Annotated in this window: 23 protein-coding genes and 1 tRNA gene; 7 read left to right on the plus strand and 17 right to left on the minus strand. The window is 70.2% G+C overall.

Annotation, left to right across the window (positions count from 1 at the left end; genetic code table 11):
- Positions 1-21: 21 nt before the first annotated feature.
- Positions 22-2064: a hypothetical protein gene (locus IT355_20455; GenBank protein MCC7055655.1), complete on the minus strand. Its 2043-nt coding sequence runs from the start codon at positions 2062-2064 to the stop codon at positions 22-24.
- A 50-nt stretch (positions 2065-2114) separates the two neighbouring features.
- Positions 2115-2834, minus strand: coding sequence for a DUF305 domain-containing protein (locus IT355_20460; GenBank protein ID MCC7055656.1), 720 nt, complete (start codon positions 2832-2834; stop codon positions 2115-2117).
- Positions 2835-3033: 199 nt separating this feature from the next.
- Here IT355_20460 and IT355_20465 point away from each other — a divergent pair, with 199 nt between their 5' ends.
- A complete protein-coding gene (locus IT355_20465) occupies positions 3034-3351 on the plus strand; it encodes a hypothetical protein (protein ID MCC7055657.1) in 318 nt (105 codons plus the stop codon).
- A 32-nt stretch (positions 3352-3383) separates the two neighbouring features.
- On the opposite strand, the gene IT355_20470 is transcribed toward IT355_20465, so the two are convergent.
- Positions 3384-3977 (minus strand): Uma2 family endonuclease, encoded by a 594-nt coding sequence (locus IT355_20470; protein MCC7055658.1) that lies wholly within the window; start codon positions 3975-3977, stop codon positions 3384-3386.
- 390 nt (positions 3978-4367) lie between these two features.
- On the opposite strand from IT355_20470, the gene IT355_20475 reads away from it, so the two are divergent.
- Entirely contained in the window at positions 4368-5894 is a 1527-nt protein-coding gene (locus IT355_20475) for a fumarate hydratase (protein ID MCC7055659.1), read from the plus strand.
- 269 nt (positions 5895-6163) lie between these two features.
- Here the strand turns inward: IT355_20475 and IT355_20480 are convergent, their stop codons facing one another.
- Positions 6164-7843 carry a hypothetical protein gene (locus tag IT355_20480; protein MCC7055660.1) on the minus strand — a complete coding sequence of 560 codons (1680 nt, stop codon included), beginning with the start codon at positions 7841-7843 and terminating at the stop codon, positions 6164-6166.
- 183 nt (positions 7844-8026) lie between these two features.
- Between IT355_20480 and IT355_20485 the strand changes: the two genes are divergently transcribed.
- Entirely contained in the window at positions 8027-8581 is a 555-nt protein-coding gene (locus tag IT355_20485; GenBank protein MCC7055661.1) for a hypothetical protein, read from the plus strand.
- Positions 8582-8626: 45 nt separating this feature from the next.
- On the opposite strand, the gene IT355_20490 is transcribed toward IT355_20485, so the two are convergent.
- Together IT355_20490 and IT355_20495 are read right to left on the minus strand one after the other, a co-directional pair.
- Positions 8627-9115, minus strand: a complete 489-nt coding sequence (locus tag IT355_20490; protein ID MCC7055662.1) for a hypothetical protein — start codon at positions 9113-9115, stop codon at positions 8627-8629.
- 281 nt (positions 9116-9396) lie between these two features.
- A complete protein-coding gene (locus IT355_20495) occupies positions 9397-9798 on the minus strand; it encodes a hypothetical protein (protein ID MCC7055663.1) in 402 nt (133 codons plus the stop codon).
- Positions 9799-10040: 242 nt separating this feature from the next.
- Between IT355_20495 and IT355_20500 the strand changes: the two genes are divergently transcribed.
- Positions 10041-10298: a hypothetical protein gene (locus IT355_20500; GenBank protein MCC7055664.1), complete on the plus strand. Its 258-nt coding sequence runs from the start codon at positions 10041-10043 to the stop codon at positions 10296-10298.
- Between the two features lie 15 nt (positions 10299-10313).
- On the opposite strand, the gene IT355_20505 is transcribed toward IT355_20500, so the two are convergent.
- The 5 genes from IT355_20505 to IT355_20525 all read right to left on the minus strand — a co-directional run bounded on the left by IT355_20505 (position 10314) and on the right by IT355_20525 (position 14308).
- Complete coding sequence (locus tag IT355_20505) at positions 10314-11783, minus strand: DUF4173 domain-containing protein (protein MCC7055665.1); 1470 nt, start codon at positions 11781-11783, stop codon at positions 10314-10316.
- Positions 11783-12460, minus strand: coding sequence for a di-trans,poly-cis-decaprenylcistransferase (gene uppS / locus IT355_20510; protein MCC7055666.1), 678 nt, complete (start codon positions 12458-12460; stop codon positions 11783-11785). Before uppS ends, IT355_20505 begins: the two co-directional genes overlap by 1 nt.
- Positions 12461-12574: 114 nt before the next feature.
- Positions 12575-12931 carry a transcriptional regulator gene (locus IT355_20515; GenBank protein ID MCC7055667.1) on the minus strand — a complete coding sequence of 119 codons (357 nt, stop codon included), beginning with the start codon at positions 12929-12931 and terminating at the stop codon, positions 12575-12577.
- A 28-nt stretch (positions 12932-12959) separates the two neighbouring features.
- Positions 12960-13613, minus strand: a complete 654-nt coding sequence (locus IT355_20520; protein MCC7055668.1) for a hypothetical protein — start codon at positions 13611-13613, stop codon at positions 12960-12962.
- A 104-nt stretch (positions 13614-13717) separates the two neighbouring features.
- Positions 13718-14308 (minus strand): hypothetical protein, encoded by a 591-nt coding sequence (locus IT355_20525; GenBank protein ID MCC7055669.1) that lies wholly within the window; start codon positions 14306-14308, stop codon positions 13718-13720.
- A gap of 237 nt (positions 14309-14545) precedes the next feature.
- Between IT355_20525 and IT355_20530 the strand changes: the two genes are divergently transcribed.
- A complete protein-coding gene (locus IT355_20530; protein ID MCC7055670.1) occupies positions 14546-15952 on the plus strand; it encodes an aminopeptidase P family protein in 1407 nt (468 codons plus the stop codon).
- A 3-nt stretch (positions 15953-15955) separates the two neighbouring features.
- Here IT355_20530 and IT355_20535 read toward each other — a convergent pair whose 3' ends face one another.
- From IT355_20535 to IT355_20560, 6 genes are read right to left on the minus strand one after another with little or no spacing between them, the layout of a single operon-like run.
- On the minus strand, positions 15956-16888 hold the full coding sequence (locus IT355_20535) for a fatty acid desaturase (GenBank protein ID MCC7055671.1): 933 nt from the start codon (positions 16886-16888) through the stop codon (positions 15956-15958).
- Positions 16881-18512, minus strand: a complete 1632-nt coding sequence (locus IT355_20540) for a GH3 auxin-responsive promoter family protein (protein MCC7055672.1) — start codon at positions 18510-18512, stop codon at positions 16881-16883. The genes IT355_20535 and IT355_20540 overlap by 8 nt, the downstream gene beginning before the upstream one ends.
- Positions 18509-19273, minus strand: a complete 765-nt coding sequence (locus IT355_20545; GenBank protein ID MCC7055673.1) for a hypothetical protein — start codon at positions 19271-19273, stop codon at positions 18509-18511. Before IT355_20545 ends, IT355_20540 begins: the two co-directional genes overlap by 4 nt.
- The gene (locus IT355_20550; GenBank protein ID MCC7055674.1) at positions 19270-20379 is read right to left on the minus strand and encodes a hypothetical protein; all 1110 of its coding nucleotides are present in this window, start codon (positions 20377-20379) and stop codon (positions 19270-19272) included. The genes IT355_20545 and IT355_20550 overlap by 4 nt, the downstream gene beginning before the upstream one ends.
- A complete protein-coding gene (locus IT355_20555) occupies positions 20376-21740 on the minus strand; it encodes a B12-binding domain-containing radical SAM protein (GenBank protein MCC7055675.1) in 1365 nt (454 codons plus the stop codon). Before IT355_20555 ends, IT355_20550 begins: the two co-directional genes overlap by 4 nt.
- The gene (locus IT355_20560) at positions 21737-23164 is read right to left on the minus strand and encodes a B12-binding domain-containing radical SAM protein (GenBank protein MCC7055676.1); all 1428 of its coding nucleotides are present in this window, start codon (positions 23162-23164) and stop codon (positions 21737-21739) included. Before IT355_20560 ends, IT355_20555 begins: the two co-directional genes overlap by 4 nt.
- A gap of 374 nt (positions 23165-23538) precedes the next feature.
- On the opposite strand from IT355_20560, the gene IT355_20565 reads away from it, so the two are divergent.
- The gene (locus tag IT355_20565; protein MCC7055677.1) at positions 23539-24087 is read left to right on the plus strand and encodes a fasciclin domain-containing protein; all 549 of its coding nucleotides are present in this window, start codon (positions 23539-23541) and stop codon (positions 24085-24087) included.
- Between the two features lie 87 nt (positions 24088-24174).
- Positions 24175-24247 (plus strand) — tRNA-Gly (locus tag IT355_20570).
- Positions 24248-24303 lie beyond the last annotated feature (56 nt).

Genomic DNA, 24303 nt, shown 5'->3' on the forward strand with positions numbered 1-24303 from the left:
TCCGTATCCATCCGCCGGCAACTACACCACGGCCGCCATCAGGTCCTGCACGGCCTTGCGCAGCATCTTCGCCTTCTCCGGATCACACGAGCCGCGCGTCTCGGCCTCGAGCGAACCCGCCAGCGCGCGCAGTGCCGCCTGGCGTGCATCACCTGCGGCGCGTTCGGCCGACTGCAGGCCGGCACGGATCTCCGAGATGCGCGACGACGCCAGGCAACCCTTCCGCTCGAGCTGGTCGGTGAAGGCCCGCGCCAGCGCGTAGCTGGGCGGCCATTCCAGCTTCGGCTGGCCCTGCGCGTTCAGGTAGTCGAAGTGCACCGTCTTCGCCGCGTCGATCTCGTTCTGGCTCACGAACCGGCTCGGCGTCATCTCGGTCAGGTCCAGGCCGCGTGCGATCTCGGAGCTGATCATCTGGCCGTTGTACCAGTACACCGACCACGAGCCACCCGTCACGATGCGGGTGGAGTCCACCGGGCCGCGGTCGAACGACGCGATCTCGAACGGGTGCGCGGGGTCGGTGAAGTCGAACATCGAGATGCCGCCCTGGTACCACGACTGGATCATCACGTCGCGGCCCGGGATCGGCACCAGCGAGCCGTTGTGCGCCACACAGTTCTCGGCCGACGTCTGCACGGTCGGGATCTTGTAGTAGCCCTGGAACACCAGCTTCCGGTTCACGATCCGGAAGATCGCATTGGAGCCCCATTCCGGCTTGTCACCGGCGCGGCACTTCGGTGCGGTGCCACCGCCCCACTCGTCCGAGAACAGCAGCTTGGTGCCGTCGTTGTTGAAGGTCGCCGAGTGCCAGTAGGCAAAGTTCGAGTCGGCGGCCGCGTCGAGGCGCGTCGGGTTGGTCGGGTCGCTGATGTCCAGCAGGATGCCGTGGCCCTCGCAGGCGCCGCCGGCCAGGCCCAGCGCCGGGTACACGGTGATGTCGTGGCACTGCGAGCGCTCGGAGACCGGGGCCCCCGGGGCGGCGGCGGTGCCGAAGAGGGTGTTGATCACGCCCTGGATCGAGCCGCGCAGCGCGGTCGAGTCGGCGGCGGTCGGTGCCCCGCTGCCGCCACGCGACTTCACCATGCTGTCCAGCACCTGGCGGACGAGCTGCGGCGGCACGACGAGGTCGAGTCCCGACTGAGGGTTCTTCGCGATGTAGGCGCCCTGGGCGCGCGCCGCGGTGATCTGCCGCGACGAGGCCTCACGGTCGGCGTCCGACGGGCCGTGGCCCGGCGTGTTGGTCAGGCCGGCGAAGATGTTCGCGCGGCTCACGACGGCGGCCTTGGTCGGGTCGGCCAGCGGGACCTTGATGATCTCGATGCGCAGGCGCGCCGAGCTCGCGTCAGCGCTGGTGGTGTTCGTGCAGCCGGCCAGCTCGTTCGGCGAGCGGATGCCGGCCGAGCCCGAGACGTAGATGTAGACGTTCTGCTTGTCCTTCGGGTCCTCGAGCACCGTGTGCGTGTGCGAGCCGCGGCAGGTCTGCACGTTGGCGATCAGCTTCGGCGCCTTGATGTCCGTGATGTCGAAGATGCGCACGCCGCGCATGCGCAGCGCGCTCACCGTGTCCTGCACGCCGCCGCCGAGGCAGTCGGTGCGGCCGTTGTTGGCCTCGACCGACATGAAGAGCAGGTTCCGGTACACCGACACGTCGTTCTGCGAGGCCGGGCACGGGTACGCGGTGGCGAGCACCGGCTTCGCCGGGTCGCTCATGTCCCAGATCACCAGGCCATTGAAGTTGCCCTGGATCGCATACTTGCCGGTGAACGTGATGTCGGAGTTCCAGCCGGTGCCCATCGCGGCGGGCGTCGCCGCGGTGCCGGTCACCTTCATGTTCGACACGGCCACCTGGGCATCACGCAATCCGCCACGCAGGCCGACGCGGCCATCGCGCAGCCACTCGGCGGGCACGGCACCCGAGGCCGACGCCGTCGACGCCGTCGGCGCCGGGGACGCCGCCGGTGAGGGCGTGTTGGCCGCGCAGGCCGCGAGGCCGGCGGCAGCGGTCAGCATGGCGAGGGGGCCTGCCTGCGTGCGGGCGCGGAGCAGGAGGGAACTGGACAGGGACATCGAAAGGCCTCGGGGTTGAGGAACGGGGAACGGCCGGTGGTGCGACGGGATCAGCGCGGCGGCGCGAAGCCCATCTCGAGCAACATCGAGAGCATGCGCTGGATCTCGGTGGACTGATCCACCTCGACGTCCGACGCGAACTTGAAGACGGTCTCGTCCTGCCCCGCGCCCTGGTTGGCGAAGAGCGTGCGCACCATCGTCACCGCGCCACGGTGGTGCTGCATCATGTACACGAGGAACAGCCGGTCGAACTCCGGGCCACGTGCGGCATCGAGTTCCGTGAGCTGCGCATCGGTGAGCATGCCCGGCATGTTCATCGCGTGCGCCATGCCACCCATGTTGTGGCCGCCGTGGTCCATGCCGGCCATTGCGCCGGCGGGCGCGGCCTTCGGCGCCATCGTGACGGTGCCGTTGGTGTCCACCTGCATCGCGTCCTGGTTGCGGTCACGCAGCCAGGTCTGCATCAGCGCGATGTCATCGGTTTGCGCATTGATGATGCGGGCCGTGAGCCGCAGCACCCCCGGCGACGCGCCGTGCGTGGGGGCCCATCGCGACATGTAGATGGCCTGGGCATGATGGTGGATCATGCCGCTCATGAAGTCGATGTCGGCCTGCGTGTACGGCAGGCGGGCCGAATCGGCGCGGGCGCGGGCCATGGCGCCGGCGGCACCGGGCACGAAGCTGTCGGCCGGGGCGGCGCGCTGGCCGGCGCAGGCCGCGATCAGCAGCGCGGTGCCAGCCACGAACAGGGCGGGGCGGAGGTGGATCATCCGTGCACGGTCGGCGAAGGGAGGGGGCGTCAGCAGGGAAGGCCGACACCGCACCGCGGTAAGATACGGCCGGGCAGGCGTACGGGAGTGGACTGCTCGGCGTTGCGGTCGAGGTGGTTAACACGCCGGCAGGATGCACGTCTCATGGCGTGATACCCGCCGCGCGATGGTCGCCTCGCCCGGCTTTCCGGAGATGCCCATGCCCACGATCAAGACCCTGCGCCTGCTGGCACTTGCCGGCGCCCTCACGCTCTCGGCCTGTGCCTCGGCCGGTCGCCCAGGTCCCGGCGCCGTCTACGTCCGCTACGGGCCGCCGCCACGTGTGGTCGAGGTCGTTGGTCTGCGACCCGGGCCCGGCGCCGTGTGGGTGCCCGGCCATCACGCCTGGCGCGGCAACGGCTACGTCTGGATCGGCGGTCGCTACGAGTACCCGGCGCGCGGATTCCGGCGCTGGGAGGCCGGCCGCTGGCGCCACTCCAGGTCGGGGTGGTACTGGAGTGACGGGCGGTGGCGCTGAGCGGGTGACCGCGCGACGTGCGGCGTACCCGATCAGCCCAGCAGGTCGCGCATCGTCACACTGAACCCCGGCAGCACGTCGTCGCCGGACAACAGGTCGTCCACGGTCCGTCTTGCGGCACTCCCGTCGGCGCGATGGACGTGCGCGGCCCGCCGGATCGGATCGATGATCCAGACCAGGCGCGTGCCGGCGGCGATCCAGTCGCGCACCCGACGCCGCACCTCACCGGCGCGGTCGTCAGGCGACAGGATCTCCACGGCGAGGTCCGGTGCGAGCTCCGGAAACCCGTGCCGCATCGCAGCCGTCGGAACGCGCGCCGCGCTCACGTAGGCCACGTCGGGTGCGCGCACCGTGTCGGGGGCGCGGAAGAGCGTGAACCCGGTTTCGGCCGCCAGCACGTGGCCGAGTTGCTGCCGCTGTACGAACGTCGCAATCGCCACCAGCACCCGCGATGCGACGTACCCGTGCTCGTACCCCGCCAGCTCCCGCGCGATCAACCGCCCGCCCACCAGCTCCGCCCGCGCGTGCGGCGCGGACCGGGCCAGGAGGCCCTCTGCCGTCATCAGCCGGTGGGTGGCCATGATCTCGGAGATCCGGCGTGGGGTGCGCGGGGTGCGTGACGGCATGCACCAGCGTACGCAGCTGCGTCACGGCCGCGTCATCGGTGCGGCGGGCGATCCCGACCGGCTCATGTGGGCGTGTCACCGTCTTCACGCTTGCGCGAACCTTCCAGCGTTCAATGGGACCGCGTTCAAGGGGACGGAGATCTTGAAATAGCGTTCAAGGGGACGGAGATCTTGAATTCAAGATCTCCGTCCCCTCGAACCAGGATCCGTTCAAGATCCCCGTCCCCTTGAATCCAAGATCCCCGTCCCCTTGAACCATGATCCGTTCAAGATCCCCGTCCCCTTGAACTCGAGATCCCCGTCCCCTCGAACCCGTCCCCCAGCCCCCTCGATCCGACACTCACCCGGAGCCCCCGCCGCCCAGTCCCATTCCGCGCTATCCTTCCCCCCATGCCGACCATCATCACCGAAGCCGACTTCATCCAGTCGGTCGCCGACGCGCTCCAGCACATCTCGTACTTCCACCCGCTGGACTACATCCACGCCCTCGCCGACGCCTACGAGAAGGAACAGGGTCCTGCGGCGAAGGACGCCATCGCGCAGATCCTCACCAACTCCCGCATGTGCGCCGAGGGCCACCGGCCGATCTGCCAGGACACGGGGATCGTGGTGGTGTTCGTGAAGGTGGGGATGAACGTCCGCTTCGACACCACCCAGTCGCTGCAGGAACTGGTCAACGAGGGTGTCCGCCGCGCCTACCTGCTGCCCGAGAACGTGCTCCGCGCCTCGATCGTCGCTGACCCGGCCTTCGCGCGCAAGAACACCCGCGACAACACGCCGGCAGTGGTGCACGTGGAACTCGTGCCCGGTGACACGGTCGAGGTGAAGCTCGCGGCCAAGGGCGGCGGCTCCGAGAACAAGTCGAAGTTCGCCATGCTCAACCCCAGCGACTCGATCGTGGACTGGGTGATGAAGACGGTGCCCACCATGGGGGCCGGCTGGTGCCCGCCGGGCATGCTCGGCATCGGCATCGGCGGCACTGCCGACAAGGCGATGCTGATGGCGAAGGAATCGCTGATGGAGCACATCGACATGGCCCAGCTCAAGGCGCGCGGGCCACAGAACAGGATCGAGGAACTCCGCATCGAGCTCTGCGACCGGATCAACGCCCTCGGCATCGGCGCGCAGGGACTGGGCGGGCTGAGCACGGTGCTCGACGTGAAGATCTTCGACTTCCCCACGCACGCCGCCTCGAAGCCGATCGCGATGATCCCGAACTGCGCCGCCACCCGGCACGCGCACTTCGTGCTCGACGGATCGGGCGTCGCGCAGCTGCCGGTCCCGAAGCTCAGCGACTGGCCCGACGTGACGTGGAAGCCCGACATCAACGCGAAGCACGTGGACCTGAACACGCTTACGCAGGATGTCGTCGCGACGTGGAAGGCCGGCGACCGGCTGCTGCTCAACGGCAAGCTCCTTACCGGCCGCGACGCCGCCCACAAGCGCATCGCCGACCTGTTCGCGAGCGGTGAAGGACTGCCTGAGGGCGTCGACTTCACCAACCGCGTGATCTACTATGTCGGCCCAGTGGATCCGGTCCGTGACGAGGCCGTCGGCCCCGCCGGCCCGACCACTGCCACCCGCATGGACAAGTTCACCGAGATGATGCTCGCGAAGACCGGCCTGATCTCGATGATCGGCAAGTCCGAGCGCGGACCCATCGGCCTCGAGGCGATCCGCAAGCACAAGGCGGCGTACCTGATGGCCGTCGGTGGCGCAGCATACCTCGTGTCCAAGGCGATCCGCTCGTCACGCGTCGTCGCGTTCGCGGACCTCGGCATGGAGGCGATCTACGAGTTCGACGTCGAGAACATGCCGGTCACCGTCGCGGTCGACTCGGCTGGCTCAAACGTGCACGAGACCGGCCCGCGCGAGTGGGCAGAGCGCATCCGATCGCTTCCGGTGCTGGCGTCATAGCCCCGCGTGTGCCCGTCTGCGTCGTCGTTGAGCCGGCATCGTGAACAGCTTTGACGCAATGCCGCAAAGGACGCAACGGTCGCAAAAGGTTCTCCGCGCGTCGCAACGTCTTGCACGCCCGATGAACCAGAACTCGGAGGGAACTGCGGTGGAAGTTGCAGTTCCCATCGCAATTGCGGGGCGTCATTGCTCACGGGCGCTGGCCTGATACGCAGAATCCCTGTGCGTCCTTCGCGCCCTTTGCGCCGTTGCGTCAAAGCCGTTGCAGTTCACGGACGCAGCGGCGGCGTGGTCGTAGGAGGGCGACGATGGTGGGTGGCCTGCTCGAAGGAGAAGCCGTAGCCCAGCAACTGCGCCTCGCTGAACGGCCGGCCCAGGAACTCCAGCCCCACCGGCAGCGCGTCCACCGTGAAGCCCATCGGCACCGTGAGGGCGGGGAATCCGGTCTGCGGACTGATCCCGCGGTTGTCGCCGCGACCGTATCCATCCGTCGGCCGCGGGTTGCTGAGCACGTCCGCCGCGATCACCGTCGGTGCCGCATCGTACGTGGCATACACGATCGCATCGAGCTGGCGGTCTGCCATGAGCTTGAGCAGCGCCACCCGCAGCGCCTCGCGCTGCTTCAGCACCTGCAGGTAGCCGGGATCGTTGGTGCTCCTGCCGAGATACCCGATCATCGCCCGCGCGCGCCACGGGTTCACCTGGCCGGCCAGCATGATCTCGGCCAGCGTCTTCACCGGTGCGTTCGGGTGCTGCGCGAAGTAGGCGTCGGTCGCCTCCTCGGTCTCGAAGTCGTTCCCCACGCCGCCACGCATCCGCGGGATCGGCAGCGAGTCGAGCACCACCGCGCCCTGCGCGCGCAGCGTGGCAAGCGCGCCGTCGAACACCACCCGCACCTTGGCGTACTCCGCCATCAGCACGCGGTTCGTGGAGTCGCGGGTCGTCGCCGAGTCCGCGCGGGCCACCGAGTCGCGCCGCCCGGCGGCGAGGCCTGCGGCGGTGGTGTCACGCGGGGCGCGTGCGCTGTCCCGCGCGGCACGACGCGGGTCGGCGGTGTCACGCGGGAAGCGCAGCACGCCGATGCGCGCACCGCGCAGCGCATCCGCGCGCAGCGCCGTGGTGTAGGTGGCCGGCACATGCCCCACCGCGTACGCCGTCACGGGGTCATTCGCGTCGTAGCCCGCGATCACGTCCAGCACCCGCGCCGCATCGGCCACCGTGCGCGTCATCGGCCCCATCGTGTCCTGCGTGGGGTTGGCGGGCAGCATGCCGAAACGGCTCACCAGCGGCAGCGTGGGACGCAGCCCCACCAGGCTGCTCACCGCGGCGGGACCGCGGATGGACCCGCCCGTGTCCTCGCCGATCCCCACCAGCCCGAAGTTCGCCGCCACGCCCGACGCCGACCCACCCGACGATCCGCTCGGATTGCGCGTCGGGTCGTACGCGTTGCGGATCACGCCAGCCGCCGAGCCGACATAGCGGCCCGCGAACTCACCCATCGTCGTCTTGGCGAGGATGATCGCACCCGCGCCCTCCAGCCGCTTCACCACCGTCGCATCGCGCAGCGGCGTGAAGCCCTTGTAGATCGCCGAGCCATAGGTGGTCGGCATGTCGCGCGTCTCCACCTGGTCCTTCAGCAGCACCGGCACGCAGTGCAGCGTGCCGCGCTTCCCCTTCGCCCGCAGGACGCCGTCCAGCGAGTCGGCCTCGGCCAGCGCGCGCGTGTTGACGTGCTGGATCGCGTTCAGCGCCGGCCCCCGCTGGTCGTAGGCGGCGATCCGGTCCAGGTACGCCTGTACCAGCCCGCGGCAGGTCAGGCGGCGCGCGTCCATCGCGGCCTGGACGCCGGGAATGGTGGCCTCCATCACGTCGAACTGCTGCGCACCGGCGCGCGTGACGACGAGCGCGGACAGCGCCACGAGGAGCGGGAGCCTGCGCGAGTGGTGCATCGGTGCCTGGGTGACGGGTGGCGCACACGCGCCCGCGGCCGGTGCGGCGGGGCAGGAGACCGGCGCATTCTATGCGGAGGCCGGGGCGCCGGGGGAGAGGCGCGCCCGTGATTCCCCGCCGCCGCCCGATATGTTGGAGCCGTCAGCCGGCAGCTGCCGGTGTCCCCACCCCGCCTGCCCGTCATGCCACCGGTCCACTACGCCATCCCGGTCGTCCGGAACCTCGTCGAGTACGCGGCCATCGTGGCATGGTGGGGCGCGCTGCTCGTGCTGCGCGCCGGCGGCTGGCTCCCGGCAGGCACCGTCGCGGTGCTGGTGGTGCTGGGCTGCTGGGTGAAGGCAGCCTTCTTCGGCGCCGAGAACTTCCGGCAGCTCTTCGATGCGGCGCGCACCAACCTGCCGCACCACCGCTTCCTGCTGCTGATGGGCGTGAACGCTTCGCAGATGGTGCTGGCGTTCGCCCTCGACTTCCACGTGCTGCAACTCTGCAACGCGGGCAGCTTCGACGGCATCGCCGCCGACGCGGGGCAGGGGGAGCTGCTCTTCGACTTCATCTACCTGAGCACGCTCAACTTCTCGTTCTTCGGCTACAGCGACATCCTGCCGCGGACCGTGCCGGCGAAGATCGTGAACCTGACCGAGATCGTCCTCGCCTTCGTGACGGTGATCGTGATGTTGTCCGACTTCATCAGCCTGAAGGACTCGCTGCGCGACCCGCAGAACGACAGCCGGTCCTGAAACGTGGCCGGCCATGCCCGTGGCACGGCCGGCCGCGCTCACCGGTCAGGCACCTGGCTCGACGGCCTTCACGCCCTTCTCGTACGTGGTGTAGACGAACACCGGGATGCCCAGATCGCCGAGATGCTTCTCGACCAGCGGCTTCACGTCACTCCAGTCCAGCCCGCCCGCCCCGGTGGCCAGGCGCGGCAGTGCCACGCTGCGCACACCGCCCTTCTCGATCGCGTGGCGCAGGCGCTTCAGCGCATGGCTCACGTTGCCCACCGTGGCGCGCCCGGATGGCTGTGATGGCAACTCCCCTTCCTGCGTGAGCAGGTTGAAGATCGTGCGCCCCTCGGCGTTCCGGAACGTCCACAACTCGCCCGGTCGCGGGCTCACCTGGTGCGCGTAGTGGCGGAAGTCCTTCGCCAGGGAGGGCCACATCTCACGCAGGGCGAGCGCGAGACCGGCATCGAAGTGGTCGTTCGGCGACACGCCATGTGCAATGGCCTGCGCACCAGTCAGCAGGATGTCGCCCTGGACCTCGTGAATCATTCCGTACTCCGTGAAGCGTGAGGGAGAGTCGTCAGGCGCGTGCCTGAACTGTCGCGTCCCGGCCCAGGCTGGCTGGTGCGGAAGTCACGTGGCGTGCCGTGTGGCGCGTCTGCCCGCTGGTCCAGATGAGGCGATGCCGGCAAGATGCGCCGCTGCCACTACATCGGCTGGCGGGGTTTGCCTCACGGGGCGTAGGGCGTTCGTGCGCCGTGACCGGCGCCGCGGTCGTGAAGCACTGGGCGTCGTCTCCGGGCCCCCGATCGGGCTTGGCCCGATCGCTGTCAGCGCCGTTCGGAGAGCAGCAGTGCCACCGGCAGCACGGCCCACGCCGCCACGGCGCCTGCCCACAGGCAGGCGTCGATGCGAACCCAGCGGGTGAATCGCTCGGGCTCGAGGGCCCGGCGCACCGTGTCCACACGCATGTCACGGATGCGGAACACCCGGTCCACCACGACGACACCGCGCGATCGCAGCCGACGCACGCGCGACCACGCGACCAGCCCCATCGCCATCGGCGAGAGCAGGACGAACGGTGCGTCGACGCCGGTCAAGGCGCGGAGCCCGAGGTCGATGCCGGCCGCCAGGATCCCCACCGGCTGTCCCAGCAGCACGAGCACGGGCCACCAGAGCAGGCGCCCCGCATGCCAGCCGTGATCCTGTATGTATGAGATGGTCGGACGCATCTGGCGCTCTGAGACGGCGGTCTGGTGGCAGTCCTGTGATGACGCGGCGTGGAATCTCCGCGTCACGGCTCGGCGGGCCCTGCCCTCGCACGCGTCGCTGGCCATTCCGTTGGTGGGGATCGCGCGGGGTCCAGGACCGGTCCGGGCACGTCGGCACCCCTCGACGCCGCGTGCGCACCTTCGCAGCTTGAGACGCACCGACCCCGTCCGCCCCGCGCGTCGACCCCTCCGCCCACCCCCGGATGAACCGCACCGCCATCGCCGTCGTGCTCGTGTTGTTCGGCCTCGCCGGCCTGTTCATGGCGGCCTGCGGCGGTCTCTTCACCGTCGGCGGGCTGCTCTCGATGAAAGGCGACCCGTACGCCACGTCCATGCTCGTCATCTCCGTCCCGTCGCTGCTGGTGGGATCGGCGCTGCTCTGGTTCGTCCGACGGCACTGGCTCCGCTGGCGTGCCGAGGGGGGGATGCGGCCACCCTCGCCACCGATGCCGCCGGGCTGAGTCCGGCCCGGACGATCAGCCGGGTGCGGCCGCACAGGGGATGATGCCGCCGCCGCGATACCAGCGGCTGGCCCGCAGCAGCGGGACACTCAGCCCCCGCCAGGTGAAGCCACTCACCCAGTAGGACTCGCTCCGGCCGTGCCACGAAAGCCGCGCCGCCTCGCCCACCGAGCGGCAGTCTGCCGCCGCCAGCCGGTGCGACTGCGACACCAGCACCGGCAGCGCGTCGGCCGACAGCGCCGCGTGGTACGCGACGTCGAACTCCGCTCCGGCCTGCGCCCGCGCGACGTTCGCCCGCACCACCAGCGCCTCGGGGTTCATCAGGTTCAGCACCACCACCCATCCGATCGCCACACCCACCACCGACGGCGCGAAGCGCCCGGGACGGCCACGCAGCGTGGTCAGCCCGCAGGTCACCAGCACCGCCAGCACGAACACGATCGCCGCCATCGCGAACATGCGATCCATGCTGTGCCCGAACAGCCCGACGTAGATCCCGATACGCGTGGCGGCGCTCACGAGCAGCGTCATCACCAGCGCCAGCAGGATCGCGCCGGCGATGTGGAAGTGGCGTCGCGACGGCGCGTCGGTGCGGTTCATCAGCCACTCCGCCACCACCAGCGTGCCAAGCACGATCACCGACGCGAGGATGAGCTGGAAGAAGCCCTCACGCGCATAGTTCGCGACCGTGAGCCCGGCCGTCTCGCGCAGGAAGGCGGCGCCGCCGAACAGCACCCGTGCCTGCGTCAGGAGGAAGAGCGAGAGCAACGCCACCAGCGAGTAGAGCGGCACCGCAACCGACGCGAACCGCAACCCCGGTGATGCCGGCGCCGGCACGCTGGCGCCGAGGGTATTGCCGGTGGCCGCGCGGAACCAGCCCGCGGTGATCCAGGCGACGAGGAGGATCACCAGCAGGTGGCCGATGGTGTCCGCAGCCAGCGACTTCCCGACCGTGTCGAGCAGGTGCTCGAACACCTTGTCCGAGGCGGCGAGAAGCCCGGTCACCACCAGCAGCGGCGGCACCGCCAGCACCACGCCGACGAGCAGTGCCCGCGCGCGGCCGCTGTCGGCGCCGGCACTGCGCTCGGCGGAGGTGCGACTGACCACCCCCACCGCGCCAGCGATGGTGTTCACTGCGGCCAGGATGCCGGCCCGTGCGCCTTCCACCACCGTGAGGTCGGCGAGCCGCCGGCCACTGCCATGCCAGATCGTGAGGATGCCCATCGCGAGCAGCGAGCCGAAGTCCACCGCGTAGAGCAGCTGCGCGTCACGCAGGACGAGGCCGAAGGCCGCCGCGGCGATGCCGGCGAGCAGGAAGCGGCGCTCGCGGCCACCCTCGCGATCGAGCACCATGGCGATCACCACGACGATCGTGATCCAGACGGCGAAGCCGAGTCGCCAGTTGACGTTGCCGCGCAGCAGGTAGTCGCCGCTGATGCCGGCGAGCAGTGCCGCCAGGAGGAGCCGTGTGGCCGGGATCGTCATCAGGCGCTCGCGCGGTCGGGGAGGCAGCCGAAACGGCGGTCGCGCCGGGCGAAGTCGGCGAATGCATCGTCCAGGTGGGTCACGGTCATGTCGGGCCAGAGGGTGTCGATGAAGTGGAGCTCGGCATACGCGCACTCCCAGAGCAGGAAGTCGGAGAGCCGGCGCTCGCCGCCGGTGCGCAGCAGCAGGTCCACGGCGGGCAGCAGCGGCGTGTGTTCGGCAGCGGTGTCACCGTCGCCCTGTGTGTGGGCGATGGCCGCGCGGCTCGAGTAGTCGATCGCCACGCGCAGGTGCATGGTGCGGCCGGCCTCGGTGCGGCGCTCGGCCTCGCGGATCGCCGCGCGCAGGAGCAGGGGGAGCCGGTCGCGCCGTCCGATGACGGTGAGGCGGATGCCGCTGCGCGCGAGTTCGGTGGCGTGGGTGCGGAAGTGTGTGGTGAAGAGTGCGAGCAGGGCGTGCACCTCCGGCGCCGGCCGCTTCCAGTTGTCGCTGGAGAAGGCGTAGAGCGTGAGCTGCTGCACGCCGCGCTGCGCGCAATGCGAGACGACGTCGCGCATGATGCGCGCACCGGCGCGGTGGCCGGCAGCGCGCGGCTGGTCGCGCTGCTCTGCCCAGCGGCCGTTGCCGTCCATGATGATGGCCAGGTGCGCTGGCGGCTGAAGAGCGCTTTGCTGCATAAAGTGCAACTCCGTGGGTTCAGGGTCGTGCGGTGGTGTCGGGTGGGGCGGTGTGCTGTGCTGTGTGTTGTCTGCTGTGTCGCCCGGCGGTGGGCGACGGTGTGCCGGATGCCGCTAGCTGCGTTCGCCGACGCGTCGGATGAGTGCTTCCATGTGGGACAGGTAGCGCTCGAGGGCCTCGCGGCCGGTCGCGGTCAGCCGGTACTCGGTGCGGGGGATGCGGCCGTCGTAGCCCTTGGTGCACTGGATGTAGCGGGCGTCTTCCAGCTTGCGGGCGTGCACCGAGAGGTTGCCGTCGGTGGTGTCGAGCAGCGCCTTGAGCTCGTTGAACGAGAGCATCTCGTGCACGGCGAGCGTGCTGACGATGGCGAGGCGCATCCGTTCGTGGATGAGCCGGTCGAGGGCGAGCGGGCTCGGGTCGTTCCCGTCCACGGCGTCCAGCGGCGGTGCGGCGGGAGTGGAGGCGGTCATGTGCTTCTCCGCGGCGGCGGTGGTGCGCTTAGCCACCGTGCCTCCGGGCGATCCAGGCCCCGAAGCCGATCTGCAGGGCGCCGAAGCCGAGCGCAAGCATGAGGTCGCCTGAAATGGAGGGGACGATCAGGGTGAGGCTGCCGAGTGTCATGAAGGTGGCGCCCATGAGCGGCACGGCGCGGATGGAGAAGGCGCCGGCGGTGGTGATGCCGACGCCGTAGAGGAGCAGCCACATGCCGGGCAGGACGCGCGGGACGGTGCTGTCGGGCTGCCAGACGAGGCGCATGTCCACGAGGGAGACGGTGAGGACGGCGCCGGCGATGATGGCGGGCCAGAAGCCGATGAGGAACTTGCGGGCCGGTGCGCTGAGGAGGGGGGCGCCGGGCTTCACGCCGCGCCGCTGCATCTTGCGCCACATCATGGCGCCGCCCAGGCAGCCGGCGAGGAGTGCCTCGCCGAGCCAGGTGGTGATCCAGCCGCCGGCGGTGCGCTGGGCGCGGGCGAGGGCGGCGGTGGCGATGGCGGTGAGGCCGATGGCGACCAGTCCCCATCCGGGCACGTCGGTGAAGGCGGAGGCCCCTTCGATGGTCTTCCGGATGAACGACAGGTCCTGGATGGCCCGGTCGTGCAGGGCCGGCGGGTCCGGGGAGTCGTCGCGCCGGGACGGTGCGGGGGCGGTCATGGAGGGATGATTGCGGGGGCGCGGTGGCGATGTCAAGTACTTTGTACGGCAAAGACGATCATCGGTTTCAGCCGTCACCGGCCCGGACGCTGCCCTTCCGGGGATCAGAAGCCGATGCGGAGCCCGAGCCGCGTCCGGCCGGCCGCCTGGTCCAGCCGCAAACCGACCCGCGGCGCCGTCTGCAGCGTCTCCCACCGCTCCCGACCCACCAGCGCCCCGATGCCGGCACCCCAGAGCACGCCGCCAAAGGTCACGCCGCTCACGATCTCCGCCCGCGAGACGCTCTGACACCCGCCGTAGTACGCCCCCGAACCGCACGACCCCGAGCCGTACTGGTCGTCGCTCACGGCAGCGAGCACGCCGAGCGCGAGGCCGATCCCGCCGCCCCAGAGGATCCCGCGCACGGCGCCCCGGCTCCGGCTCCGCCCGCGCGAGACTTCCACGCTGGTGAGCGCCGTCAGCGGAACCGCGATCGTCGGGCTCCCGCTGCGCACCAGCCAGAGGGTGTCGGCGGTGCGCGTGCCCACCACGGCGTCGTACCGTCCCCCCAACAGCGGAGGCGCCGTCACGCGGACCTTCGTGCCGGGCTGCAACTCGAGCAGCTGCCCGTCACTGCGGGCCGGCAGCGCCATCGTGCACAGCGCCGCTGCCACCAGCAGGGCGCGCATCGGGGTCGGGCGTCGCGAGGTGTGCATTCCGACAATATGTCGACCCGCGCCGCGCGCGCGGTCAGGCATCGCCCGTCAGCCGGGATTCCGCGGCGCATCCACTCGCCCGGTGACGTCGTGACCCAGCTGCCGTCACGGGCCGGCGCCGGCGCAGCGCCGCATCGCGCGGCGTGATACTCTCTGGCGCAGGCGCCCGTGCCGCGCCACCCGTCGCCACCCGTCGCCACCCGTCGCCACCCGTCGCCACCATCCGCCCCAGCCGCCATGCCGTCCCGCCGCGATTTCGTGCGCACGATGGGCCTCTCCCTCGCCGCCTCCGCCGCCGCGTCGGCCGACCTCGCCGCTCTCCCGCACTCGGCACCGCCGGAAGGCTCGGAGAAGCTGCTGGTGCCCAATCCGCACCACCCGGTGCCGGCGCCCGTCGGCGTGGACCGCCTGCCCCTCGACTGGTACAAGGCCACCTGCCGCCGCCTTCGCGCGGCAGCGAAGGCGCGCGGTGTGGACGCGGTGCTGCTCCAGTCGGACCCGAACCTCGTCTATTTCTCGGGCTGTTTCCGCGGCAGCGGCGAGCGCACCACCTGGGCGCTGTTCATGGTCGACGAACCGGACACGATCCACTGGTTCACACCCGCCATCGACCGCGACCTCATCACGTCGTGGTGGTGCACCTCGAACACCTACTACTTCTGCTACCCGCACGCCGCCGGCGGCTTCCCGAATCGCGGGCAGAACCAGCGCGGCAACCGCGTCGACCTCTGGGCCTGGGCACTGGAACAGCTCCGCGCACGCGGGCTGGACGGCAGGACCATCGGGCTCGATCGCGAGCTGACCCCCAGCAGCCAGCGCACCTTCAGCCAGGTGCTGCCGTCGGCGAAGCAGGTGGACATCAGCGACATCTGCATGGGCATGCGCATGATCCGCACGCCAGAGGAGATCGCGCTCCTGCAGCGGGCGTACCGCTACTTCGACAGGGTCCACGCCTTCGCCCGCGACTACATCCTGGAGCACGGCACGAACACCACCGACTACGAGGTGGGCCAGGCGCTCTCCAGCTACGGCATCAACCTCATGATGCGCGACGTACGGCGCGACGGCCGGCCGCACAGCGCCGTCGGCATCGAGGTCACGGGGAACTACGTGCGCGCCGGTGTCGCCACCGCGTACCCGCATCCCAACCAGTTCTTCCACACGAAGCTGCAGCGCGGCCAGCCGGTGTACGTGAACTGCGACATCCTCCTCGGCGGGTTCGGTGGCGAGGGCTACCGCAACTACATCCTGCTGCCCAGCACCCCGGCCCACGATCGCATGTGGGAGGTGGTGGCCGAGACGGTGCAGATCATGGTGGAGGAGACGAAGCCCGGCGCCGTCTGCTCCGAGATCGCGCAGAAGGTGCATGCGCACCAGATCAAGTCCGGCATGCGTGACTACATCTACCACCGGCCCGGACATGGCCAGGGCACCAACTTCGAGGGGCACCAGGCGCCGTTCCTGGCCCTCGGCGACGACACCGTTGTGGAGGAAGGCATGACGTTCTCGGTGGAGCCCGGCCTCTACGACGCGCAGCGCGGCATCGGCATCAACCCCTCCGACCGGCTCCTCGTCACCAGGGACCGCGGGGTGCTGCTGAGCAGCATCCCCTTCACGAAGGAGTGGAGTTACCTCGCAGTCTAGCGCCTACAGCCGAATGCCCGTCTCGCGCGAGGTCTGGAAGATCAGCACGTCGGCCGGCATCGCCTTCGCCAGGCGCAGCCATTCCAGCCAGTCGATGTTGTTGTCCTTCGGTGACTCCAGCTCGCCCAGGTGGTAGATCGGGACCGTGGGGTGCAGGTGATGCAGGCCGTGGCGCTCGGAGTTGTAGAACAGGAACTTCGCCACGAACCGCGGATAGATCACGTTGCGCGCATAGCGCCCCTGCTCGCTGTACCGGAACGCCTTCACCTCGGCCCCCGCGGCGTAGTTCGCGTCCACGTGCACGTGCTGCGTGAGCAGCACCGGGTCACTGAAGCTCAGGAACAGCAGCAGCGCCGGCACCCAGTGCACCAGCATGAAGCGCGGGGCCAGCACCAGCGCCGGCACGTAGATTATCATCAGGAACAGCACGCTGAACAGGTTGCGCCGGCGGCTGCGCGGGTCGGGGAACAGCTCGTTCACCCGCTTGAGGTTCCAGAAGTTCATCGCCACGAACGTTGCCGCGAACACCGGAATCCAGAAGCGCCAGCAGAAGTTCATCACCCGCGTCAGCGTCGGCGTCGGCTGCCGGAACTGCGAGCTCGGGTCCGACGGATCCTTGTCCTTCCACCCCGACCAGATGTGATGGTGGTGGTGCATCTGCCGCCAGCTGAAGAACGGCATCAGGCAGAACACCGAGCTCACGTGCCCGAGCAGCGCGTTGAGCCAGCGCGTGCGGAAGAAGCCGCCGTGCGCGAAGTCGTGGTGCAGCACGAACCACTGGAACAGGTTCACGGCCAGCAGCACCTGGCCCAGCAGCCAGAGTGGCCACGCATCCTGCACCGACAGCGCGATGGCACAGGCGGTGAACGCGAGCTGCCACGCCACGATCGCGGTCGCCCAGCCGTTGCTGCTCGCGAGCGTCACCTTCTCAGCCATGCTGCCGCTCCCCGGTCACGGTTCCTGCGCGCGGCACACCCACCAGGGTGCGCGGCTTGATGTCGCCCAATCGCATCCGCTCGCGCGCCGGCCGGGCCAGGTGTGGTCCGCCGGAGACGAGGGTCACGCGCAATGATGCCAGCTGCCCGAGCCGCCGCGCCAGTGCGTAGTGCGGGTTCGCGCGCAGCAGGTCGTCCAGCCGTGCGGCGAGTTCCGCCGCCGGCGCCTGACTCGTCCCGGCCGACAGTCGCAGCTCGTACCAGGCCGCGCCCCCCGACTGCATGGCGTGCAGCTCCGCCAGCTCCGGCGCCTCGCCCGTTCCCGTGACGTCCCACAGTGCGCGGAGGCACCCGGCCACGAACGGCTCGGCGAGTTTCTCGCCACGCAGGTCACTCACGTTGCCCGTCCGGCCGAGGAACCGCAGCGACGGCGCAGCGCCAAGGTGTCCGGCACACTCCACGACGTCGCCCAGCCGGTAACGCCAGAGCCCGGCGCCGTTGGTCACCACCACCTCGTACTCCCCGCCATCCTCGAGTTCATGCGCCAGCCGGAAGCTGCCGCCATCGTCCAGGAACTCGAAGAAGTGCGACGTGAGCGCCACCGGGTACGCGCCATGCACCGGCACCGTCACCACCGCCTCGGTGGCGAGCAGCCCCTTCGACTGCACCAGCACGCCGGGCAACCGCCGTTCCAGCGCCGCGTGCCCAGCGGCGGCCGCCTGGTCACCCCAGCAGCTCACCACCTGCAGTGCCGGCCACCACCGCGGCCATTGCTCGGCACCGATGTGGCGGAGCGCCCGTGCGCGCGCGGCGTTCGCGGGCGCACGCCAGGCCGCGCGGCTCGCCGGCGGCAACGCATCACCCCACGGCAGCGTGCCGAACGCGATGGCATCGAGCAGCTGGTCCCAGTGGCGCGGTGCGGCGCTCACCAGCAGTTCCAGGAACGACGGATGCCAGACGGAGATCAGTCGCAGCTCCGCCTGGCGCAGCATCGCCAACAGCGTGAGGCACCGGAACGCCTCCTCGTCACGCACATGCCGCACCGAGGCCGGCACGGCCATCACCTGTCGCACCAGTGTCCCGGCCCAGCCACCGAGGTACTCCGCGTCATCCGCGAAGCCCACCCGCACGCCACCCGGCGCGGGCAGTGCGTCGTCGGCGTCGCTGAGTGGGGACACCGACCAGTACGCCGGCCCGCCGAGCAGTGCCGGCCGGGCGCGCACCAGGTCAGCCATCCAGGCACTCACTGCCGTCGCGAACGACGCCTGCAGCCCTGCCGTGAACGGGACCAGCTTCCGTGCGCCGGACGATCCGCTCGTCGGGGCCAGGTGTGTCACGGGGGCGGCCGTGAGCAGGTTCCGGTCGCCGGCCTGGATGCGCGGAATCCAGCCGGCGAGATCCGACGCATCGGAGAGCGGCACGGTGCGCGCGAAGTCGGCCGGTGTGCGCAGCGCTGCGAATTCGTACCGGCGGCCGTACTCGCACCCCGCGTGACGCGCGAGCGCCGCGGCGAGCCACGCTGCCTGCGCTTCCGCGGGCGCGTGCAATGCGCGAGCGAATCGGCGCGAGGCTGTGATCCCACTCGCCAGCCAGAGTGTGTTCACCAGCGCGCTCTGCGGCCTCATGGCGCCGGACGTCGCAGCATGCGCACACCGGCGGCGGTGAGGTTCGCGTCACTCAGCTCCGTCAGGCACACCAGTTCGTCGCCATCGGCATGGCCGGGATTCGCGGCCAGGAAGTACGCCACGTGTGCATCGGCCCGCCGCCCGTCGTCCACCGCTGCCAGCGCGCCACGCAGGCGCTGCGGTGCGGTCAGCCGCACCACGCCGGCGTGACGGTCGTACCGCGACCCGAATCGCGCCTCCGCGAGCTGGTCCACCACCCGTTGCACCGCCGCCGGCGTGGCCGCGTCGTGGCGCGGCCAGAACTCGCGCCAGAACACGGGCAGGAAACGATAGGTGCGATAGCCGGACGTGAGCAGCAGCCAGTACCATCGTGACGCGGGCGCCTGCCGCTGCAGCTCGCGCACCATCCCGATCCAGGCGCGTGACAGGATCGGCGATCCCCACGCCTCGGGCGACATGATCGTGTCGCCGGAGTAGAGCACGTGCACCACCTCGCCGTCCACCACGGCCTGCCAGAGCTGCACCGTGGTGAAGCCCACCAGCCGCCCGTCGCGGCGTATGCGCAGCACCCAGTCCTTCTCGTCCAGGTCGCGCGCGAACTGCGCCGGCGTCACGCCGTCGAAGTGGGCGGAGAGCAGGCCGAGCATCTCCGCGCGATCGCCGGCCGTGAGGGCCTGTCGCGCCGTCACGACGCTGCGGTCCTCCACGCTGTCGCCTGCAGGCGCGATGCCTGCGTTGGTGGCAATCCGCGGCGCGGTCACAGCAGCCCCACTTCGGGGCGGAACGGCGCGCCGGTCCACGTCTCCCCGAATCGCGGGCTGCCGTCCCAGGCCACCTCGTACAGTCGTGACGCATACCGGCGTGGACGCAGCAGCGCCATGAGTTGCGCCAGCGCGGGATCACGCGCGTCGCGCGCCAGCAGCAGCCACTGGATCCCGCGGGCGGCGGCCGTGCGTCGCAGCAGCGTCCACAAGGCGGGGCACACCGCACCATCGCGGGTGGATGCACCCAGCACCGCCGCCTGCCGCAGCGCCGTGCCCGGTGCCGGCAGCGGCGGGCGGCCGAGTGCGTGCTGCACGAGGTTCACCATCAGCCGCCCCTTCTCCAGTGTGCCGGTGTAGCCGTCGATCACGGTCTGCCGGAACGCCGACTGGTCCCACAGGGCCGCCGTCGCCACGATGCCGCGCCCGTCCCTGATCATGTGAAAGTGCTGCGGCGTGATGCCATGCCGTTCGAGCGCCGCCCAGCGGGCCTCGTCCCAGGTGGGTGTCAGCTGTCCGTCTCGTGCCGTTGCCTGCAGGAATGCGGTCAGCTCGTCGCGATCGACGGGCGCTTCGGCGCGCAGCGTCGCATCGCGGTGCGGGTCGGCTCCCTTGGCTGCCACCAGCAGCGTCTCGAGATCGGCGATGTGCGTGTACGCTGGCGCGCCGAGTCGCCCGCCCAGCTCCAGCACGCGGCGCGCGCGGGTGTTGTCACTGGCGATGCTGGTGAAGTACCCGCTCGCGTCGTCGCCCGTCAGCACCTCGCGCAGGTAGGCATACCCGTCGCGCAGCACCTTGGCGCCGAGGCGCACGTCCGGGTGCACGCGAAGCTCGCTGAGGTAGCCTACCCGGCATGGTGCCCCGTTGCGATGGAGCGTGCGGGTGCTGCTCCGGCCGAGGGCCACGAGCTGGCCGCCGTTCCGCGCGACGATGGTGTGGTCCACGGCGCCACCGAGACCCTCGCCCAGGTCGTAGGAAGGTTCGCGCGTGAAGGCCACCCGCACGCTGCCCGGCGTGACGCTGGCGCGGAGCAGGGCGCGGATGCCCGCGTCGTCGTCGGGACCGGCCACCGCGAAGTCCAGTGCGGTGCCGCGGTCGGCGCTCACCCCGCGCGCAGCAACGTGCCCTGCCACGCCTGGTCTCCGAGCGGATAGTGGTCGCGCAGGCTCACGTCGTTGCGGTGCATGGCGTTGATCATGTAGAAGTTGCGCCACATGAAGGCGTTGCCCCGGTTCACGCGGTCCATGCCGCGCTGCAGGATGCTCGGCCAGCCGTAGAAGGTCTTGCGCGCGCTGAGGCACGCCCGCTGCAGGTCGTCGGGGGCCATCCCCCGCGGCTGGAACGGGATGCGGTTGTAGCTGTAGCGGTCGTCCAGCCACCAGGCGTCGTACAGCATCCGCCCCTCCTGCACCAGCCGCGTGTAGAGCGGCGTGCCGGGAAAGGGCGTGAGGTGATTGAAGGCCGCGATGTAGAAGGCGTGCTCGCGCGCGAACTCCACCGTCGGCCGGAAGCTCTCGGCGGTGTCGCCGTCGTAGCCGAAGATGAAGGTGCCGTACACGCGGATGCCGAAGCGCCGCAGGTTGCCGAGGGCCTGCTCGAAGCCGCCCTTCGCGGTGTTGAACGTCTTGTTCATCGTCTCCAGGTTCGCCGGGTTCAGGCTCTCGAACCCGATCAGCACCCCCTGGCAGCCGCTGCGCACCAGCAGGTCCAGGAACTCCTCGTCGTGGGCGGCATTGATGCTCGCCTGGCTCACCCACCGGATCTGGAGCGGGATCAGCGCGCGGAAGAACTCCTTCGCCTGCCGCAGGTTGCTGGTGATGTTGTCGTCCACGAAGAAGAACAGCTTCTTCGATCCCTTCAGCAGGCGCAGCTCGGCGAGGATGTCGTCGGTGGGGCGGCGCGTCTGCGACGACTCGAAGACGGTCTGCACGGCGCAGAACTCACACTTGAAGTGGCAGCCGCGCCCGGCCTCCACCAGTCCCACCGGCAGGTAGCGCTTGCCGCGGAAGATCGAGCGGTCGGGGCGCAGTCCGGCCAGCGCGGTGCGCCCGGTCGCGCGGTAGAACTTCTGCAGCGTGCCGTGCCGCGCGTCGTCCAGCACCTGCGGCCACAGCACCTCGGCCTCCCCCGTCACCACCGCCTCGGCATACTGCGCCACCTCGTCGGGGCAGAGCGAGGCGTGGAAACCGCCCATCACCACCGGCACGCCGCGGCGCCGGTACTCGCTGGCGATCTGGTAGGCGCGCTTCGCCGTGTACGTCTCCACGCTGATCGCCACCAGGTCGGTCGGCTCGTCGAAGGGCACGACCTCCATCCGGTCGTCGTGGAACCGCACCTCGATGTCCTTCGGCGTGAGGCCGGCCAGGGTGGCGGCCGGCAGCGACTCCATCTGCCAGGTGCGCACGTACTGCTGGCCCGGCTTCCGGCCCACGCAGGGATGCACGATCGTGACGCGGAACGGCCTCACGACACCTCGGCGGGCAGCGCCGCCTCGTCTGCCGGTGCCGTCACGCGGGCCACGGGTCGCGACGGCGCGCGCCCGATGATCCAGTCGCAGTTGTAGAAGCTCGACAGGTGGTGCGCATAGAAGCGATAGCCCAGGTTGGTGCCCAGCCGCACCGGCCACGGGGCGGGGGAGTGCAGCAGGCGCCGCGCGATGCTCGTGTAGCTGTACGCGTGTTTCCACGCCGACTCGATCCCCAGTTGCAGCTCCTGCACGCTCATGTGCTTCGGCTGGAACACCACGTGCTGGGCATCGTACAGCTCCCAGTTCTTCGTCAGGATGCGTCCCTCGCGCTCCAGCCGGTGGTAGAGCGGCGTGTTCGGGAACGGCGTCACCACCGCGAAGCGCGGCAGGTCGATCCGCGCCTGCACCGCGAACTCGGCAGTCTTGAGGAAGACGTCGGGGTGATCGTCGTCCAGGCCGAACACGAAGCAGCCCTGCAGCGCGATGCCATGGTCGTGCAGGCGCTCGACCACGCGCGCGTAGTGCTCGGGTGAGTTGAACCCCTTCCGGTTGCCCTTGAGGTTCGCCGGCGACATCGACTCGAGCCCCATCAGCAGCCCGCGGCAGCCGCTGCGCGCGGCGAGTGACAGGAGCTCCGCATCGTCCACCAGCAGCACCGTGCTCAGGCCGTACCATTGCAGCCCGAGTGGGATCAGCGCGGTGAACAGCGCCTTCGCGTAGGCGCGGTCGGCGATCAGGTTCAGGTCCACGAAGATGAGCTTCGTCGCGCCGTGCTGGCGGATGTCGGCCACCACCTCGTGCACCGGCTTCTGGAACGGTCGTCGCCCCCAGGCTGTGGGCACCACGCAGAACTCGCAGGCGTGCACACAGCCGCGCGTGGCCTCGAAGACGTTGTTGGTGAGGAAGTGGCTGGACGGCAGCAGGTCGCGGCGCGGGAACGGGCGGCCGCCGATCTCCAGGCCGGGTGCCTGCGCGTAGCGCGGCTGCAGTGCGCCGGCCGCGAAGTCCCGCAGGAGCTGCGGCCAGGTCTCCTCGGCGTACCCCGTCACCACCGCATCGGCGTGCGGCTGTGCGTCGTCGGGGATGAGGGTCGGGTGCGGTCCGCCGAGCACCACCGCGATGCCGCGGGCGCGGAAGTGGTCGGCCAGCTCGTAGGCGCGGACGGCGGTGCCGGTGATGACCGTGATGCCGACCAGGTCCACGTCCAGGTCGCGCGGCACGTCGGTGATCCCCTCGTCGTGGAGCGTGACCGTGTGTGGCAGGTCGGCCGGGATCAGTGCGGCGAGGGTGGTGAGCGTGAGCGGCTGGTAGCGGAGCGACTTCTTCCAGATGCCGCCGCGATGGCGGTAGAGCGGCCCCTTGGGTGAGATGAGGGCAATCCGCAGGTGACGTGCTGGTGCGCCGGGTTGGCTGGTACCGTGCATCCGTGGCCCCGTGGTGGTGGTGGCGTGCGGTCGCGCTCCTCCGGCGTTCAACATGCCCGCGCGGCGGTCCGGGCGACAGGGCGTGACACATCACGCGCGAAAGGCTGACCACATGGCCGGATGCGGCGCGGTGGCGGCAGCGAGGGGGCGCGCCGTGGCAAGGTCCTTGCCTCGTATTCCCGCGGGACGGTGCCGTGCAGGTCGCGCAACGTGCCCCGGCGCCATCGTGGCGCCTGCATCGAACGGGTCACCGGTTCGCATGCGTTGCAGCGACGCCCGTCGCGCAACACGACGCGCACGTTGCCGCACGGCACACCCCGCCATCCGGTGTGGGCTGGCGCAGCCTGCGTCCACTCCGGACACGAGGACAACACATGACTCATCATCGCACCCTGGGACTTGCCACGCTGGTCGCGCTCGCGGCCTGCTCGAAGCCCGACGGCGCCGGCAGCGCCGTGGCCGACACCGCGGGGGCTCCCGCGGCTGCCGCGTCGCAGTCCGAGCTCGGTCCCCGAAACATCATACAGGTCGCCGAACAGGCCGGTTCCTTCAATACGCTGACCAGTGCCCTGCGCACCGCCGGCCTGGCCGACTCGCTTGGTGGCGAGGGTCCGTTCACCGTCCTGGCGCCGAGTGACGCTGCGTTCGCCAAGCTCCCGCCCGACCAGCTCAACGCGCTGCTGGCGGACACGGCGAAGCTGGCACGCGTGCTCCGCTACCACGTGATCGACGGCAAGGTGAGCAGCACCGACGTCGCGGCGATGAAGGAGGCCACGACGCTGAGCGGCGAGAAGGTGGGCATCACGGTGGTGAACGGGGCCGTGACGCTGAACAAGTCCGCCACCGTCACCTCGCCCGACATCGTGGCCTCGAACGGCGTGATCCACGTGATCGACAGGGTGCTGGTGCCGCAGAGGCCCTGAGCCGTGGGGCAGGGCCGGTGGCGGGCCGTTCCCGGACGGGGCGGCCCCGCTTGTTCCGGCGGGCGGCGACCGATAGCCTTCAGGGATGCGGGAGTAGCTCAGTTGGTAGAGCGCTAGCCTTCCAAGCTTGATGTCGCGGGTTCGAGTCCCGTCTCCCGCTCTCGTAAGTCCCTGTGAATCAATGAGATGTGCCCCGGTCAGAAGTCAGACCGGGGC

This window comes from Gemmatimonadaceae bacterium, assembly GCA_020851035.1.
GTDB lineage: Bacteria > Gemmatimonadota > Gemmatimonadetes > Gemmatimonadales > Gemmatimonadaceae > JACMLX01.

Excerpts from the sequence above, each read along its gene's own strand:
- IT355_20455 (MCC7055655.1), bottom strand. The coding sequence starts at position 2,064 with ATGTCCCTGTCCAGTTCCCTCCTGCTCCGCGCCCGCACGCAGGCAGGC.
- IT355_20460 (MCC7055656.1), bottom strand. The coding sequence starts at position 2,834 with ATGATCCACCTCCGCCCCGCCCTGTTCGTGGCTGGCACCGCGCTGCTG.
- IT355_20465 (MCC7055657.1), top strand. The coding sequence starts at position 3,034 with ATGCCCACGATCAAGACCCTGCGCCTGCTGGCACTTGCCGGCGCCCTC.
- IT355_20470 (MCC7055658.1), bottom strand. The coding sequence starts at position 3,977 with ATGCCGTCACGCACCCCGCGCACCCCACGCCGGATCTCCGAGATCATG.
- IT355_20475 (MCC7055659.1), top strand. The coding sequence starts at position 4,368 with ATGCCGACCATCATCACCGAAGCCGACTTCATCCAGTCGGTCGCCGAC.
- IT355_20480 (MCC7055660.1), bottom strand. The coding sequence starts at position 7,843 with ATGCACCACTCGCGCAGGCTCCCGCTCCTCGTGGCGCTGTCCGCGCTC.
- IT355_20485 (MCC7055661.1), top strand. The coding sequence starts at position 8,027 with ATGCCACCGGTCCACTACGCCATCCCGGTCGTCCGGAACCTCGTCGAG.
- IT355_20490 (MCC7055662.1), bottom strand. The coding sequence starts at position 9,115 with ATGATTCACGAGGTCCAGGGCGACATCCTGCTGACTGGTGCGCAGGCC.
- IT355_20495 (MCC7055663.1), bottom strand. The coding sequence starts at position 9,798 with ATGCGTCCGACCATCTCATACATACAGGATCACGGCTGGCATGCGGGG.
- IT355_20500 (MCC7055664.1), top strand. The coding sequence starts at position 10,041 with ATGAACCGCACCGCCATCGCCGTCGTGCTCGTGTTGTTCGGCCTCGCC.
- IT355_20505 (MCC7055665.1), bottom strand. The coding sequence starts at position 11,783 with ATGACGATCCCGGCCACACGGCTCCTCCTGGCGGCACTGCTCGCCGGC.
- uppS (MCC7055666.1), bottom strand. The coding sequence starts at position 12,460 with ATGCAGCAAAGCGCTCTTCAGCCGCCAGCGCACCTGGCCATCATCATG.
- IT355_20515 (MCC7055667.1), bottom strand. The coding sequence starts at position 12,931 with ATGACCGCCTCCACTCCCGCCGCACCGCCGCTGGACGCCGTGGACGGG.
- IT355_20520 (MCC7055668.1), bottom strand. The coding sequence starts at position 13,613 with ATGACCGCCCCCGCACCGTCCCGGCGCGACGACTCCCCGGACCCGCCG.
- IT355_20525 (MCC7055669.1), bottom strand. The coding sequence starts at position 14,308 with ATGCACACCTCGCGACGCCCGACCCCGATGCGCGCCCTGCTGGTGGCA.
- IT355_20530 (MCC7055670.1), top strand. The coding sequence starts at position 14,546 with ATGCCGTCCCGCCGCGATTTCGTGCGCACGATGGGCCTCTCCCTCGCC.
- IT355_20535 (MCC7055671.1), bottom strand. The coding sequence starts at position 16,888 with ATGGCTGAGAAGGTGACGCTCGCGAGCAGCAACGGCTGGGCGACCGCG.
- IT355_20540 (MCC7055672.1), bottom strand. The coding sequence starts at position 18,512 with ATGAGGCCGCAGAGCGCGCTGGTGAACACACTCTGGCTGGCGAGTGGG.
- IT355_20560 (MCC7055676.1), bottom strand. The coding sequence starts at position 23,164 with ATGCACGGTACCAGCCAACCCGGCGCACCAGCACGTCACCTGCGGATT.
- IT355_20565 (MCC7055677.1), top strand. The coding sequence starts at position 23,539 with ATGACTCATCATCGCACCCTGGGACTTGCCACGCTGGTCGCGCTCGCG.